Origin of the sequence: Labrys wisconsinensis, assembly GCF_030814995.1 — a bacterium.
Classification (GTDB): Bacteria; Pseudomonadota; Alphaproteobacteria; order Rhizobiales; family Labraceae; genus Labrys; species Labrys wisconsinensis.
This window is the reverse complement of record NZ_JAUSVX010000014.1, coordinates 101,632-115,343: the sequence shown is the minus strand read 5'-3', so window position 1 is coordinate 115,343 and position 13,712 is coordinate 101,632. Positions and strand designations below refer to the sequence as shown.

The window sequence follows — 13,712 nt, the reverse complement described above, 5'->3', positions numbered from 1 at the left end:
ATGCGCCTTTGCAACGCCGTGCTGCGGACCCTGCCCGCGGATGTCGCCGTCCCCGCCTATGAGCGCAGCGCGGTTTCGCCCGGCATCGTGCATCTCGGCGTCGGCGCCTTCCACCGCGCCCACCAGGCGGCCTTCGTCGAGGACTGCCTCGCCGCCGGCGAGACGGGCTGGGGCATCGTCGGCGTGTCGCTGCGCAGCCCGGAGACGCGCGACGCCCTGGCGCCGCAGGACCATCTCTACACGCTGGCGCTGCGCGAGAGCGAGGCCGAGCGGCTCAGGGTGATCGGCGCGATCTCGGACCTCCTGGTCGCGCCCGAATCGCCCGGTCGCGTGCTGGCGGCCCTGACCGATCCCCGCATCCGCCTGGTCACCCTCACCATCACCGAGAAGGGCTATGCGGCCGACCTCGGCCGGGGGCGGCTGCGCCTCGACCATCCCGACATCGTCCACGACCTCGCCCATCCCGGCGCCCCGCGCTCGGCCCTCGGCTTCCTCGCCGAAGCGCTGGAGCGCCGCCGCGCCGCCGGGACCGCGCCGTTCACCATCCTGTCCTGCGACAACCTGCCGAAGAACGGCCGGACGCTCCGGCGCATCCTGACCGAGTTTGCGCAGGCCCGCGGCGGCGACCTCGCCGCCCATATCGAGGCCGAGGTCGACTGCCCCTCCTCCATGGTCGACCGGATCGTGCCGGCCACCACGGATGCCGACCGGGCCGCGATCGCGGAGCGCCTCGGCGCCGACGACGCCTGGCCGGTGCTGGGCGAGCCCTTCGGGCAATGGGTGATCGAGGAGCAGTTCCGCGCCGGCCGCCCGCGCCTCGAACGCTTCGGCGTCGAGTTCGTCGCCGATGTCGAGCCGTTCGAGCACATGAAGCTGCGCCTGCTCAACGGCGCGCATTCCGCCCTCGCCGCCATCGGCCGGCTGGCGGGCCGCGAGACCGTCGCCGATGCGATGGCCGAGCCGACGATCCGCGCCTTCGTCGAGGACTACTGGCGTTGCGCGGCGCCCACCCTGGCGATCGGCGCCGAGGCGGCCTTCGCCTATACGCGGCGCCTCGTCGAGCGCTTCTGCAACACGGCGCTGCGCCACCGCACCGCCCAGATCGCCAGCGATGCCTCGCAGAAGCTGCCGCAGCGCATCCTGGCGCCGCTGCGCGAATGCCTGGAGGCCGGCCGCCCCTGCGGGCCGCTGATCTTCGCCGTCGCCGCCTGGATCCGCTCCTGCGGCGGGGCCGACGATACCGGTCGCCCGCTGCCCCTCGCCGACCCGACCTTCGAGGCCTGGACCGGCCGGCCCGACCAGCGCGCCGCCTCGCCGGCCGCGGTGGTCGAGGCCTTCCTGACGCTGCATCAGGTGTTCGGCGAGGAGTTGCCGCGCCGGGCCGACTTCACCGGGCCCCTGCAGGAGGCGCTGGCCGACATCGCCGGGCACGGCGTGCTGGAGGCGCTGCGCCGCCGGTCCGCCTGAAACGGCGGCATCGGCAGACAGGCGCAAAAGTCCGGCAGGCGTCGCAACGCGCGCGCTTCCCGTCGCTCCCTACCCTCCCGCCATGCGGCAACTCCCATAGCCTGCTTCGCAACGGACAGCGGACGGGGGGCCACAGTGAGCAAGCGCGTTCTCATCACGGCGGGCGGCAGCGGCATCGGCCGCGCCATGGCCGAGGCTTTCCATGCGGCCGGTGCGCGCGTCTGTGTGGTCGATGTCGACGCCCGGGCTCTGGCATCCTGCCCCGCCGCGTGGCAACGCGAGCCACTCGACGTCACCGACGAGCCCGCCATCGCAGCCTTGTTCGCGCGGCTTCGTTCATCCTGGGGCGGCCTCGACGTCCTGTGCGCCAATGCCGGCATTGCCGGGCCGACGGCCCTGATCGAGGACATCGAGGTGGAGGCCTGGCGGCGCTGCCTGGCGATCAACCTAGAAGGCGCTTTCCTCTTCGCCAAGCATGCGACGCCGCCGATGAAGGCGCAGCGCTCCGGCGCCATGATCCTGACGTCGTCGACCGCCGGTCTGTTCGGCTATCCCAACAGGGCGCCCTACAGCGCGTCGAAATGGGCGGTCAACGGCCTGATGAAGACCTTGGCGATGGAGCTCGGCCCCCATGGCATCCGGGCCAACTCCATCTGCCCGGGGGCCGTCGAAGGTCCGCGCATGGAAGCGGTGCTCGCCAAGGAGGCCGCGATCAAGGGCACGACGCGCGACGCGATCTATGCGGGCTATGCCGGGGGCACCTCGATGCGGTCCTTCGTCAAAGCCGAGGACATCGCCGCCATGGCCCTGTTCCTCGCCTCCGATGCGGCCCGGCTCGTGTCGGGCCAGATCATCGCCGTGGACGGGCATACGGAGAACCCGGATCCGAAGGTCTGAGCGGAACGGGCTTGGCAAGGCCCTCGTTCGGCAGGACTACGGCGCGGCGAGGAACGCCCGGATCGCCGTGGTGTAGCCCGCCGGATCCTGCAGCATGGCGAAATGGCTGGCATTGGGCAGGATCACCAGCTTGGCATGCGGGATGGTCCTGGCGATGTACTCGGTATGGCCGCGGTCGATCGCCTCGTCATGGTCGCCGAGCACGACCGTGGTCGGCACCGTGATCTTCGCCAGATCGGCGTCGGCCCAGTTCGGCTGGCTCGCCCACATCGCGCCGATCTGGTCGACGAAGGCGTCGTACTGGTCGGGCGTCGGCGAGATCTTGCGGTAGACCACCCCGCAGCGATCGATATAGGCGCTGAAGGTCTTGTTCTGCATCACGTCCGGCTTGACGCCCTCGACCTTGGTGTTGGCGGCCTGGGCGAACAGGCGCTCCAGGCGCTCGGGATGGTGCATGGCGATATCGATGCCGATGATGCCGCCGTCGCTCCAGCCGACCAGCGCCACCTTGTCGACCTTGAGATAGTCGAGCAGGGCGAGATAGTCGGAGGCCATGAGGTCGTAGCCGTAGGGCTCGGCCGTGCGGGTGGAGCGGCCGTGACCGCGGCTGTCGGCGACGATGACGGTGTGGTCCTTGGCGAGGTCCGCCACCTGGTTGGCCCAGATGTCGGCATAGCCGAGGCCGCCATGGATCAGGAGGAGCGGCGTCCCCGCGGCCGTGCCGTAGACGGCATAGTACATCTTGATGCCGTTGACCGGCGCCTCGCCGCTGCTGACGGCGGCCGGCATGGCCGGCGGCTCGGGAAGCTCCTGCCAGCGCTCGGCCGCCAAGGCGGGTCCGGCGAGCAGGACGAAGCACAGAACGAGAAGTCGCGGCAGCCTGCGCATCGCATCCCCCATGATCTCATCGCGGCCTTCCCATCCATTGGATCAGAAATGCCGCGGCTGCGATAGGGACGCGAAACCGAGCTCAGTGCAGGTAGACCGGCCGCAGCACCCGCTGCCAGCGCGAGGCGTCGGTGCGCACGCCCTCGTCCGACAGGAGATCGCGCATCGTGGCGAAATGGTCGCATTCGCGGGCGAAATCCGCGGCCGCCTCGTCGTCGATCTCGTCGTCGAGGCGCGCCGCCGCGAAGCGGTCCGCCGCCGCCGACATGCCGGCGAAGGCCAGCGCCGCCGTCGCGGTGCGGAACAGCGTGACGTCCTCGCCGGCGAGCTCGCCGGTGTCGAGATCGCGGGCCTGCACCAGGAAGCCGTCGGACTGGGCGAGCACCTCGTAGCGCCAGCCCTGGCCTTCATGGGTTGCAATCAGCATCGTCGCCTCCGGATACCTCGGATCCATGGCGGTCACGATGCACTGCCCGCCGCGGGTCCGATGTGCGATGATGCACCCGCAAAGATGAACGTCCGGCAACCGCGGCCGGCCTTTCCGCTTCAGCGCGGATCGGGCGCCCGCTCCGGACGCCGAAGCGAGGGCCCGCGGCCGTCGCTGAGGCCGATGTCGCGCAGGAGATCGGCCGGCGCGCTCTGCGGGTCGATGCGGTTGATGCGCGGGCCTCGCCCGCGACCCGGGCCGAGGCGGCCGAGCCAGCCCCGCCAGAGGGAGCGGCGCCGTGCCGCACGAATCGCAACCTCGTCCATGGCCTGCTCCCGGGCAATCGCCGATGCCGTGAGGATGCGCCCGGGCGTGCTTGCCTTCCAATCGAAACTCGATCACCATGCATAAGCTGGATTGATGCATCATGACCGATCTCCCGCCCCTTGCCGCGGTGCGCGCCTTCGAGGCCGCCGCCCGCCACATGAGCTTCACCAAGGCCGCGGCGGAGCTCGGCATGACCCAGGCGGCGGTGAGCTATCAGATCAAGGTGCTGGAGGAGCGGATCGGCACGCCGCTGTTCCTGCGCTTCCCGCGCCGGGTGGTGCTGTCCGACACCGGGCAGCGGCTGGCGCCGGCGACGAGCGAGGCCTTCGAGCAGCTGCGCACCGCCTTCGCCTCAGCCCGCGCCGGCGCCCAGGCGGTGCTGTGCATCTCGGTGGTCACGACCTTCGCCACCAATTGGCTGGTGCCGCGCCTCGGCTCGTTCCAGTTCGCCCATCCCGCGCTGGCGGTGCGCCTCGATACATCAACCAGGCTTATCGACTTCGCCCGGGAGGAGTTCGATGTCGCCATTCGCACCGGCGACGGCCGCTGGCCGGGGCTGGCGGCGCACAGCCTCCTGCGCGCCAAGTTCACGCCGATGCTGAGCCCGGCGCTGATGGCGCAGGCCGGCGGCCTCGCCGCGCCCGCCGACCTGCTACGCCTGCCGATCCTCGGGCCGAGCGATCCCTGGTGGCGCCAGTGGTTCGACGCGGCCGGCGTGCCCGATCCCAGGCTCGAGGAGCGTCCGGACCTCCAGCTCGGCACCCAGCAGCTCGAAGGCACCGCCGCCATGGCCGGCCAAGGGGTCGCGATCCTGACCCCGGCCTTCTTCGCCGCCGATCTCGCCGGCGGCCGGCTGGTGCAGCCCTTCGACCTCGTGCGGGACGACGGCTGCTACTATTGGCTGGTCTATCCCGAGGCGCGGCGCACCGTGCCGAAGATCCGGATGTTCCGCGACTGGCTGCTGGCGGAGGTCGAGGCAGCGGGCCTGCTGGCGGCCTGACCGGCCTCAGAAGCGCAGGCCGGCGCCGATGCGCCGCAGGATCCAGTAGAACAGCGCCGTCGCGCCCCCGCCCATGGCGAAGACGATCCAGAACCCGCCGGGCGACTCCGTGAACGGCAGCCCGTGCACGTTCATGCCGAAGATACCGGAGATCAGGCTGCCGGGCAGCAGCAGCGCCGTCATGACGGAGAGAGCCCGCAGCGACCGGTTGGTCTCGTCGGCGAGGCGCGCCGCCACCTCGTCCTGCAGGAGCTTGGCGCGGTCCTGCACCCCCAATATGTCCTGGTCGAGCGATTCGAGGCGCGAGGCGAGCCGCCCGGCATCGATGCGCAGGGCCGAGGTCGCCTGCTCCTCGCGCTCCTCCCAGTCGCGGAACACGTTCGCCAGCGAGGCGAGCTGGCGGTGCAGGCGCACCGAGGTGCGCCTGACCGGCGCCAGCCGCGCCCGCTCGCTCGCGACGAGGTCGGCGACGACATGGTCCTCGATGCGGTCGAGCTCGTCGGTCATCTCGGCGGCGAGGCGGGCGACGGCGTCGCAGAACCGGTCGATGATCGCCTCGATCAGGCCGCTGGCGTCCCTGACGGCCAGCCCCTTGTCCACCGCCCGGCGGATATCCTCGACCGAGCGCAGCGGATGGCGCCGGCCGGACACGACCAGCCGCTCGGTCAGCGCGAAGCGCAGCCGGCCGACATCCTGGGTCGGCCCGTCCATGTCGTGCGCGAAATCGGCGAAGACGCCGAAGATCGCCTCCTCCGCCGTATCGAGGCCGAGCTGCTCCTCGCCCGCCACCAGCAGGGTGCGGGCAGGCTCGGGCAGCTGCGTCAGCCCGGCGATATAGGTGCGGGCAAGCTTGTCGGTGAGGCTGAAATGCAGCCAGAGCCAGCCGTCCTCCGCCGCCAGCGCGGCGGGGATCTCGGCCATGTCCAGGGTCTCGGCGGCGTAGCCCTCGCGGAAGCGGTAGGCCCAGACCAGGCCGGGAATCGCCACCGGCGCGAAACGGTCGCCCGGCAGCCGGGCATGCTGGGGCGGAAAGAGGCTCATGGCGTGGCGACGGACTTAGAGCGGGCTCGTGACGCTTGCATGACAAGAGGGATAGCCGTTCCGGGCGCCGGTGCGGAGCGAAAAATCGCGATGCCGAGCCGCTTTGACGGCGCACCGGCCGGCCTCCTATCGTTGGGTGAAGCATCAGGAGGAAAGCATGCCCGTCACGCTGTTCGATCTCACCGGCCGCATCGCCCTGGTCAGCGGCTCCAGCCGCGGCATCGGCCTGGCGCTGGCCCGGGGGCTGGGTGAAGCCGGGGCGCAGCTCGTCGTCAACGGCCGCGACGCGGCGACGCTCGAAAGCGCCGCCGGCGAACTGCGCGCCGCGGGCCTCGCCGTCCACGCCGCGCCCTTCGACGTCGGCGATCCCGAGGCCTGCGCCGCGGCTGTCGGGCGGATCGAAGCCGAGATCGGGCCGATCGACATCCTGGTCAACAATGCCGGCATCCAGCGCCGCGCCCCCTTCGTCGACTTCCCGGCGGAGGCCTATCGGGAGGTGCAGCGCGTCAATGTCGACGGCGTGTTCTTCCTCGCCCAGGCGGTGGCGCGCGGCATGGTGGCGCGCCAGCGCGGCAAGATCGTCAACATCTGCTCGGTGGGCAGCGAGCTCGGCCGCGCCACCATCGTCCCCTACACCACGTCCAAGGGCGCGGTGCGCATGCTGACGCGCGGCCTGTGCGCCGAGCTCGCCCGCCACAACATCCAGATCAACGGCATCGCCCCCGGCTATATCGGCACCGACCTCAACAAGGACCTGATGGCCGACAAGGCCTTCTCGGGCTGGGTCGAAGCCCGCACCCCGGCCGGCCGCTGGGGCACGGTGGAGGAAGTGGTCGGCGCCTGCATCTTCCTGGCGAGCCGGGCCTCCGACTACGTCAACGGCCATATCCTCTATGTCGACGGCGGCATCACCGCCGCGCTCTGAACCGGCGATCAGCCGCCCAGGAAGGCGGCGTCGTAGGGCAGGCTCAGCCCGGCCCCGGCCTCGTCCCGCACCGCGAGCCCGGCCGGCCCGGGCTCGACGGCGGCCACGGGCGCCCAGCCCGACGGCACGGGCAGCGCGCCGATGACGTGGCGGATCTCGACCGCGCCGCCCGGCTGCAGCGAGAAGGCCGTGGGCACCCCCGAGCGGCTGAGCGGGTTCTCGGCGATCGAGGCGGCGTGGCCATAGGCGGACCAGCAGCGCGCATCCTCGATGCCGAGCACGGCGATGTGGCGGCTGCTCCAGGGCGGATAGAAGCGCCCGCCATTGCTGAACCAGAGCAGCGTCACCGGCAGCACGGCGGGATCCTTCAGCACCAGGAGGAGATCGCCGGTCTGCTCGCGCAGCACGGCGGTCCAGCCGAGGGCATGGCCGGCGGCCTCGACCAGCATCACGAAGTCCTCGTGCCGCTCGGCAATGGGGTAGCGGTGGAGGTCGGCGGCGCCGCCATCGGCCAGCGGCAGGGCGGAGAGATCCGCCGTGCGAGAGGGATAGGCGAGCACGCCGCGCCCGCGCGCCGGATCGCTTTCCTGCGGGATGTCCGGCATGTCGGCATAGGCCTTGGCCGAGAAGCTCAGGCGCCCACCCGCGGGCAGGCGCGTGTTGACGTGATGGGCGAGGGAGATCGCCCCGGCGCCGCCTTCGAAGAGATGGCGCTGGTAGAGGAAGGGATGGCCGTCGCGCAGCGTCAGCTCCTTGATCAGCCGGGCGCCGAACACCGGCTTGCCGAGCAGGAAGCGGGCGACCACGCCGCCCTGGGCAAGGGCACGCTCCTCCACCAGGGTCCAGGGGCTGTTGGCGGGCCAGCCGTGCGGCGGCGCCGGCTCGACGTCGTTGCGGCCGAAGGGTGCGCAGAGGAAGTCGCCGCCGAGCGCCATGACGTTGGGCGCGGTCTCCGGCTCGCGCGCCGCGGCGGGCTCGTCCGCCCAGGGCGCCAGGTGCAGCGGCGCGGCGATGCGGCCCTGGCGCGTCACCTCCAGCGCCCTGAGATGACCGACGGCAAGATCGAGCGTCACCGCGATGCCCTCGGCCCGCAACGTATGGAATTGGCCGCCCATGCTTTTCCGCCCGTCCTGCGCTTGTCTTTTCCGCAGATAGACTATTTTTCAGTGCTTCGGAATTGGGGAAGGCGATGCGGCCCTGCAGATGTACAAGGAGGGGTCGCGCCGTCGACAACCCAACGTCGTGAACCGCGTCTATCTGAAGGTCCCGCCCTCCAACCCTGGACGATTCGCCGCCTCGATGACCAAGTCGCCCACCCCGCTCAAGCCCGCCGCCAAGCGCAAGCCAGCCGTCAAGCGCAAGCCAGCCGTCAAGCGCAAGTCGGCCGTCAAGCGCGAGCCGGTCGCCAAGACGCTGCACCAGGTGGCGGCCCTGCCGATGCGCCGGCGCGACGGACGGATCGAGGTCTGCCTGATCACCACGCGCACCACGGGCCGCTGGACGGTGCCGAAGGGCTGGCCGATGAAGGGCCGCAAGGATTTCACCGCGGCCCGGATCGAGGCCGAGCAGGAGGCCGGCGTCACCGGCAAGCCGGGCAAGAAGCCGATCGGCTCGTTCCTCTACTGGAAGCGCCGCGACGCGCATTTCGACCTGGTCCGCGTCGCGGTCTATCCGCTCGACGTGACCCGCAGCCTCGAGACCTGGAAGGAGAAGGGCGAGCGTCAGATCCGGTGGGTCGATCCGGGCGATGCCTCGATCGTCGTCGAGGAGCCCGGCCTCGCCAGCCTGCTGATGAAGATCAACGCCGCCAACCCGCAGGCCGACACGAGCGGCGACGGCCGGACGCCGGCGCCGCCGCCGGCCTGACCCCGGCGTCCCGAGCGGGCGCAGGCTCCGGTCAGCGCTGCGCCGCCGCCTGCTTCTTGGTGCAGGTCCAGGCGTTGCCGGGCGCCGGGCGGCAGAACAGCGTCGCGCCGGCGATGGCGACCTTGAGCGAGCGCATCGGGCGCCAGAAGCAGCCCTTGCCCTTCTCGAAGCTGCAGCGGGTGTTGATGCCGAGCCCGTCGGTGGTGGTGAGCCGGTAGACGGTCTTGCCGATCACGAAGGAGGAACGGTCGCGGATGCGCACGTTGGCCGGGACGTTGAGCGTCACCGGAGCGGCCGGCTTGGCCTCCGGCTCTGCCTGGCCGGGCCGCACCGGCGGAGCGGCCGCCTCGGCCGAGGCAACTGCGACCGGCGCCGGAACGGCGGGCCGAGCTGGAGGCGAGGCCTGGACACGTTCGGGCGTCGGTGCCGGGGCCGCGGCTGGCGCAGGAGCTGCAGCGACGGGCGCCGCAGCCGCAGGGGCCGCGACCGGTGCCGGGGCGCTGGGCAGCACGGGCTGGGGCGCCGGCACCACGGACGGCGCCGGCTCGGTGGGCGGCGCGGCGGCGGTGGACACGGCCGGCACGGCCACGCCCGGCGTTTCGGGCAGCGGCAGCACGACGCTCTGCGGCGCTGCCGCGGGAACCTCGGCGGCGGGCATCGGAATGGTGAGCGTGGCGACGCTGCGCGTCGCCGGCTGGTCGGCGGCGATCGGCGGCTGCGGCGCCGGGTTCACCGGCAGCATGGCCTTGACCATGGGGGCGGCTGGCCGCGGAACGGACAACACGGCGAGCGGCTGGGCCCTCACCACGTCCCAACTCTGCTGAAAGAACACCGGGAGCGGCTTGAGCTCGGCCCCGGCGACCGGTGTGGCGGCGGCGATGCCGCATAGCAGGGACGCCAAGGTCAATGCCGGCCAAAAACGCATTCGACTTCCTCCGTCGCCGCGGATGCGCCGAAGCAGGCGCGCGGCAGGACGATCCATCCCGGATCGGTCTTCCCTATCACGGTCCGGGCTAATTCATAAACAAGGCAGGATGGCGACCGATTCGCGACAGTCAACGGGCAATCAGCAGCTGCCCCGCGACAATCGGCCGGGCCGCCCGTAAAATCGACACAGTCCAGCCCGGCCGGCCGATCATCGCGCGCCGCCACGATCAATAAAAAGCGCTCTATTGTTAGGCCGGCAAGCAATGCCGGGCCGGCGCCGCGGTTGTTGTTTGCGGGCCGGCGCGAAAGCTGAGGCGCGCCTCGGCCGACGCTCCGCGCATCTCCGTCGCATCGGCGGGAGGCTCGGCCGCCGGGATCGCTGCCGCCCGGCCGGATGCACCAGCCATGCTCTGGGCGACGAGCCGAGCCGCAAGTCTCCGCCAGCCATGCCGCCAAGGCTATGCTGCGTTGCAACAAAAGCTTTTGCAGCGCACGCAAGGCGATGCCATCTTACGGGTGAAGTCAGGGAGGCAGGAGCCATCCACCGCCGCAGAGGCGGCCATACGGAAAGATCGACATCATGATATTCGCCAGCATCATCGCCCGCATCCAGGACCGTCTCGCCAAGCGCCGCCGCTATCTGCGCCTGGTCGCCGAGATCGAGAGCCTGACCCAGCGCGACCTCGCCGACGTCCGGGGCGACGTCACCGACATGCTCAACGCCGCCTGGCACGAGGTCTACGGCCACTGAGCCGCACCATCCGCGGGTCCCGTGCGCTCGCGCACGGCCCCGAGGGACCTACCGCCCTATCGTGCCGGCAAGTCACATCCTTGCACCGGGGCGCCCATGACCTCCCGCTTCGCCGACCGCCTGTCCACGGACACCCGCTTCGCCCTGGTGGCGGCGTACCTGACCGTCACCGCCGCCTTCACCGTCGGCATGACTCTGGCCACGCTCGCTCACGCCCTGATTGGGTGAGCGCACGCGGCCCGTCGGCGGCGACGAGCCGTTGCCGGGCACGGACAGCACCGCGGCGATCCCGCATCACGCGGCAGCCGCACGCGCCAGACGATGCGCCGAGATCGCCATCCACAGGCCAAGCGTCGCAGCGAGGCCGCCGATCAGGAACACAACCGAATAGCCCGAGGAGTCGGCCAGCATGCCGACCAGCGGCGCGGTGGCGCCATAGGCGAGATCCTGGAAGGCGGCGAAGCCGCCGAACGCCGTGCCGCGCAGATGCGGCGGCACCTGCTTGACGACTTCCGAGCCCATGGCCGGGAACACCATCGAGCAGCCGAGCCCTGTCAGCAGGGCCCCCGCCAGCGCCGTCCAGGGCCCGGGCGCCAGCCACAGCAGATATTGCCCGCCGGCCTCCACGATCAGCGAGGCGATGGCCACCGGCGTTCCGCCGATCCTGTCCGGCAGATGGCCGCAGAGCAGCCGGAGCAGGACGAAGCCGACGCCGAAGAACGTCAGGCCGAGCCCCGCATAGGGCCAGCCGCGGCTGAGGAAATAGAGGGATGAGAAGGCGCCCAGCGCCGCAAAGCCAACCCCCTGCAACCCGACAGCGGCACCTGCGCGCCAGATCCGGCCGATGATCCGCCAAAACGGCTCGCGCCGACCGGCATGGGGCGCCGCGGCCGGAAGCCGATGGACGGCGATCAGCCCCAGCAGCGGCAATACCGCGCAGACGCCCATCAGCCCGGCGAAGCCCAACCGGTCCAGCAACGCCAGTCCCAGCGGCCCGCCCGCGGCGAAGGCGCCGTACATGCCCATTCCGGCGAGCGACATCACCTTGCCGGACCGCGCCTGGCCCATGAGGCCGATGGCCCAGCTGACCATCCCGACCATGGTGAGGCTTTCGCCGAGCCCCAGCAGCAGCCGTCCGGCCATCAGCACGGCATAGCCCGCCGCCAGGGGCAGCCACGACCAGCTCGCCAGAAGACAGATCAGCCCGGCCGCCGCATACAGGATCAGGCCGCGCTGCATGCAAGCCTTGCCGCCGAGCCGGTCGGCACGCGCGCCGGCATGATTGCGCGTCAGGATCGTCGACAGAAAGGCGATCCCGACCGCGAGTCCGCCAAAGACGTTGGCGAGGCCGAGCTCCTGGACGACATGGACCGACACCGCCGGAAGCGACATGGCGACGGCGAGATAGGATAGGAACAGCGCACCCGTCAGGGCGACGACGCGGCGCTGGGCCAGCTGGGGCTGGTCGGGGGTGGACATGGACAGGCACTCCGCTCGACGACCGTCGCTCGATCGCACGCACGATACGTCGGGGCTGACCGATCGGCTTCAGCCGATCCCGGACACGTACTGGCGGATCGGCTTCAGCCGATCCCGGATACGTACTGGCGGATCGGCTTCAGCCGATCCGCATGGACAGCTCGACGTCTTCGGCGAACGGCGTGGAGATGTAGCCGCTTGCGGGCGAGCGCACGCGCTCGAGATAGTCGGGGCTGTCGTCGGCGTTGTCGGCGACGATGAGGGCGCCCGGCCTGAGGCGGCTCTGCACCAGGCCCAGGATCTCGGGATAGAGCGCCTTGGCGCCGTCGAGCAGGACGAGGTCGATCGTTTCGGGAAGATCGACGCTCAGTGTCTCGAGGGCGTCGCCCTCCCGGATCTCCACCAGGTCGGCGAGGCCGCCGGCGCTCAGGTTGGCCCGGGCCCGGGCCACCTTGGACGGCTCGAACTCGCTGGTGATCAGGCGGCCGCCGCCATTGTCCCGCAGGGCCGCAGCGAGGTGCAGGGTCGAGATGCCGAACGAGGTGCCGAACTCGACGATCGTCCGCGCGCCGCAGCTGCGCGCCAGCATGTAGAGCAGCGTCCCGGTCTCACGCGACACGGGCAGCCAAAGGTCCTTCAGGCGCCCGTAGAGGTCGCGATAGTCGGTCTTGCTCCGCATCAGGCGCTCGCGCTCCTCGCGCGAGAGCTCGGCCATCGCGGGGCTCGTTGCCGCGGCGGCCTCCTCGAACAGGCGGTCCAGCAGCGGCGCGAGCGGGCTGGTGGTCAGGGTGGTCATCGAAGTCTCCTGCAGGAAGCGAGCGCGGCCTTGCGCCACCGTCAAAATACGACTAATTCGTCAGTTTCCCTATTCGCATTGCCGCCGACCGCCATGGCCGATCGCCGAACCACTTCGATTTCCTCGCGAAAACAGCCCCGGCAGGCCCGCTCGACCGAGCTGGTCGCGACGATCCTGGCGGCCGCGGTTCAGGTTTTGGCGAAGGAGGGTGCGCAACGCTTCACCACGGCGCGGGTGGCCGAGAAGGCCGGCGTCAGCGTCGGATCGCTCTACCAGTATTTCCCGAACAAGGCGGCGATCCTGTTCCGGCTCCAGAGCGACGAATGGCGCCAGACCAGCGACCTCTTGCGCGCCATCCTGGAGGACGCCCGGACGCCGCCGCTCGAACGGCTGCGCATCCTGACCCGTGCCTTCATCCGCTCGGAATGCGAGGAGGCAGAGATGCGCGTGGCGCTCAATGACGCCGCCCCGCTCTATCGCGATGCGCCCGAGGCCCGCGAGGCAAGGGTGTCGGGGACCCGCGCCGTCGAGACTTTCATGCAGGAGGTGCTGCCGCAGGCCTCGCAGGCGACGCGTGCCCTGGCCGGCGACCTGATCATGACGACGCTCGGCGCGGTGGGAAAGCAGTTTTCGGAAGCGCCTCGCACGCCGGCGGAGATCGACGCCTATGCCGACGCCATGGCCGACATGTTCTGCGCCTATCTGACGAGCCTCGAGCAAGGCTGAGACCAGCGCCCGTCCGGCACCGGTGGCGCAACGCCGGCAGATCGCCGATCATGCAAGGCGATCAGATCGTGCTCGTCGATCCCGGCATGTGGTTTATTGTCGGAGATGAGAGACGACTTTGCCGGACGCGCCCCGTGCGGGCGTGAACGGCGTCAAACCGGCCGTCCCGGACCAACCGGGGGTGGATCGCAGGAG

16 protein-coding genes are annotated in these 13,712 nt (G+C 70.9%); 8 read left to right on the top strand and 8 right to left on the bottom strand.

The window, feature by feature from the left end; genetic code table 11:
• A complete protein-coding gene (locus QO011_RS29955; RefSeq protein WP_307280622.1) occupies nucleotides 1-1,467 on the top strand; it encodes a mannitol dehydrogenase family protein in 1,467 nt (488 codons plus the stop codon).
• A 135-nt stretch (nucleotides 1,468-1,602) separates the two neighbouring features.
• On the top strand, nucleotides 1,603-2,364 hold the full coding sequence (locus tag QO011_RS29950) for an SDR family oxidoreductase (protein ID WP_307280620.1): 762 nt from the start codon (nucleotides 1,603-1,605) through the stop codon (nucleotides 2,362-2,364).
• Between the two features lie 36 nt (nucleotides 2,365-2,400).
• Here the strand turns inward: QO011_RS29950 and QO011_RS29945 are convergent, their stop codons facing one another.
• The 3 genes from QO011_RS29945 to QO011_RS29935 all read right to left on the bottom strand — a co-directional run bounded on the left by QO011_RS29945 (nucleotide 2,401) and on the right by QO011_RS29935 (nucleotide 4,005).
• Nucleotides 2,401-3,252: an alpha/beta fold hydrolase gene (locus tag QO011_RS29945; protein WP_307280617.1), complete on the bottom strand. Its 852-nt coding sequence runs from the start codon at nucleotides 3,250-3,252 to the stop codon at nucleotides 2,401-2,403.
• Between the two features lie 82 nt (nucleotides 3,253-3,334).
• Nucleotides 3,335-3,679 (bottom strand): hypothetical protein, encoded by a 345-nt coding sequence (locus tag QO011_RS29940; RefSeq protein WP_307280615.1) that lies wholly within the window; start codon nucleotides 3,677-3,679, stop codon nucleotides 3,335-3,337.
• Nucleotides 3,680-3,798: 119 nt separating this feature from the next.
• Nucleotides 3,799-4,005: a hypothetical protein gene (locus QO011_RS29935; protein ID WP_307280613.1), complete on the bottom strand. Its 207-nt coding sequence runs from the start codon at nucleotides 4,003-4,005 to the stop codon at nucleotides 3,799-3,801.
• Between the two features lie 101 nt (nucleotides 4,006-4,106).
• On the opposite strand from QO011_RS29935, the gene gcvA reads away from it, so the two are divergent.
• Nucleotides 4,107-5,006: a transcriptional regulator GcvA gene (gene gcvA / locus QO011_RS29930; RefSeq protein ID WP_307280611.1), complete on the top strand. Its 900-nt coding sequence runs from the start codon at nucleotides 4,107-4,109 to the stop codon at nucleotides 5,004-5,006.
• 6 nt (nucleotides 5,007-5,012) lie between these two features.
• Here the strand turns inward: gcvA and QO011_RS29925 are convergent, their stop codons facing one another.
• Nucleotides 5,013-6,047 (bottom strand): transporter, encoded by a 1,035-nt coding sequence (locus QO011_RS29925; RefSeq protein ID WP_307280608.1) that lies wholly within the window; start codon nucleotides 6,045-6,047, stop codon nucleotides 5,013-5,015.
• 157 nt (nucleotides 6,048-6,204) lie between these two features.
• On the opposite strand from QO011_RS29925, the gene QO011_RS29920 reads away from it, so the two are divergent.
• Nucleotides 6,205-6,972 carry an SDR family oxidoreductase gene (locus tag QO011_RS29920; RefSeq protein ID WP_307280607.1) on the top strand — a complete coding sequence of 256 codons (768 nt, stop codon included), beginning with the start codon at nucleotides 6,205-6,207 and terminating at the stop codon, nucleotides 6,970-6,972.
• 8 nt (nucleotides 6,973-6,980) lie between these two features.
• Here QO011_RS29920 and QO011_RS29915 read toward each other — a convergent pair whose 3' ends face one another.
• Entirely contained in the window at nucleotides 6,981-8,087 is a 1,107-nt protein-coding gene (locus QO011_RS29915) for a hypothetical protein (protein ID WP_307280604.1), read from the bottom strand.
• Between the two features lie 184 nt (nucleotides 8,088-8,271).
• On the opposite strand from QO011_RS29915, the gene QO011_RS29910 reads away from it, so the two are divergent.
• Complete coding sequence (locus QO011_RS29910; RefSeq protein ID WP_307280601.1) at nucleotides 8,272-8,838, top strand: NUDIX hydrolase; 567 nt, start codon at nucleotides 8,272-8,274, stop codon at nucleotides 8,836-8,838.
• Nucleotides 8,839-8,869: 31 nt separating this feature from the next.
• Here QO011_RS29910 and QO011_RS29905 read toward each other — a convergent pair whose 3' ends face one another.
• On the bottom strand, nucleotides 8,870-9,739 hold the full coding sequence (locus tag QO011_RS29905; protein ID WP_307280598.1) for a hypothetical protein: 870 nt from the start codon (nucleotides 9,737-9,739) through the stop codon (nucleotides 8,870-8,872).
• A 606-nt stretch (nucleotides 9,740-10,345) separates the two neighbouring features.
• Between QO011_RS29905 and QO011_RS29900 the strand changes: the two genes are divergently transcribed.
• Both QO011_RS29900 and QO011_RS29895 read left to right on the top strand, forming a co-directional pair.
• On the top strand, nucleotides 10,346-10,516 hold the full coding sequence (locus QO011_RS29900; RefSeq protein WP_307280596.1) for a hypothetical protein: 171 nt from the start codon (nucleotides 10,346-10,348) through the stop codon (nucleotides 10,514-10,516).
• A 96-nt stretch (nucleotides 10,517-10,612) separates the two neighbouring features.
• Nucleotides 10,613-10,744, top strand: coding sequence for a hypothetical protein (locus QO011_RS29895; RefSeq protein WP_307280595.1), 132 nt, complete (start codon nucleotides 10,613-10,615; stop codon nucleotides 10,742-10,744).
• A gap of 66 nt (nucleotides 10,745-10,810) precedes the next feature.
• Here the strand turns inward: QO011_RS29895 and QO011_RS29890 are convergent, their stop codons facing one another.
• Both QO011_RS29890 and QO011_RS29885 read right to left on the bottom strand, forming a co-directional pair.
• The gene (locus QO011_RS29890) at nucleotides 10,811-11,995 is read right to left on the bottom strand and encodes an arabinose transporter (RefSeq protein WP_307280594.1); all 1,185 of its coding nucleotides are present in this window, start codon (nucleotides 11,993-11,995) and stop codon (nucleotides 10,811-10,813) included.
• A gap of 139 nt (nucleotides 11,996-12,134) precedes the next feature.
• Entirely contained in the window at nucleotides 12,135-12,791 is a 657-nt protein-coding gene (locus QO011_RS29885; RefSeq protein ID WP_307280591.1) for an O-methyltransferase, read from the bottom strand.
• Nucleotides 12,792-12,884: 93 nt separating this feature from the next.
• On the opposite strand from QO011_RS29885, the gene QO011_RS29880 reads away from it, so the two are divergent.
• Entirely contained in the window at nucleotides 12,885-13,517 is a 633-nt protein-coding gene (locus QO011_RS29880; protein WP_307280588.1) for a TetR/AcrR family transcriptional regulator, read from the top strand.
• Nucleotides 13,518-13,712 lie beyond the last annotated feature (195 nt).

Bases quoted from the DNA above. Each gene is read 5' to 3' on its own strand.
- QO011_RS29955 (WP_307280622.1), top strand. From the start codon at position 1: ATGCGCCTTTGCAACGCCGTGCTGCGGACCCTGCCCGCGGATGTCGCC.
- QO011_RS29945 (WP_307280617.1), bottom strand. From the start codon at position 3,252: ATGCGCAGGCTGCCGCGACTTCTCGTTCTGTGCTTCGTCCTGCTCGCC.
- QO011_RS29940 (WP_307280615.1), bottom strand. From the start codon at position 3,679: ATGCTGATTGCAACCCATGAAGGCCAGGGCTGGCGCTACGAGGTGCTC.
- QO011_RS29935 (WP_307280613.1), bottom strand. From the start codon at position 4,005: ATGGACGAGGTTGCGATTCGTGCGGCACGGCGCCGCTCCCTCTGGCGG.
- gcvA (WP_307280611.1), top strand. From the start codon at position 4,107: ATGACCGATCTCCCGCCCCTTGCCGCGGTGCGCGCCTTCGAGGCCGCC.
- QO011_RS29925 (WP_307280608.1), bottom strand. From the start codon at position 6,047: ATGAGCCTCTTTCCGCCCCAGCATGCCCGGCTGCCGGGCGACCGTTTC.
- QO011_RS29920 (WP_307280607.1), top strand. From the start codon at position 6,205: ATGCCCGTCACGCTGTTCGATCTCACCGGCCGCATCGCCCTGGTCAGC.
- QO011_RS29915 (WP_307280604.1), bottom strand. From the start codon at position 8,087: ATGGGCGGCCAATTCCATACGTTGCGGGCCGAGGGCATCGCGGTGACG.
- QO011_RS29910 (WP_307280601.1), top strand. From the start codon at position 8,272: ATGACCAAGTCGCCCACCCCGCTCAAGCCCGCCGCCAAGCGCAAGCCA.
- QO011_RS29900 (WP_307280596.1), top strand. From the start codon at position 10,346: ATGATATTCGCCAGCATCATCGCCCGCATCCAGGACCGTCTCGCCAAG.
- QO011_RS29895 (WP_307280595.1), top strand. From the start codon at position 10,613: ATGACCTCCCGCTTCGCCGACCGCCTGTCCACGGACACCCGCTTCGCC.
- QO011_RS29890 (WP_307280594.1), bottom strand. From the start codon at position 11,995: ATGTCCACCCCCGACCAGCCCCAGCTGGCCCAGCGCCGCGTCGTCGCC.
- QO011_RS29885 (WP_307280591.1), bottom strand. From the start codon at position 12,791: ATGACCACCCTGACCACCAGCCCGCTCGCGCCGCTGCTGGACCGCCTG.
- QO011_RS29880 (WP_307280588.1), top strand. From the start codon at position 12,885: ATGGCCGATCGCCGAACCACTTCGATTTCCTCGCGAAAACAGCCCCGG.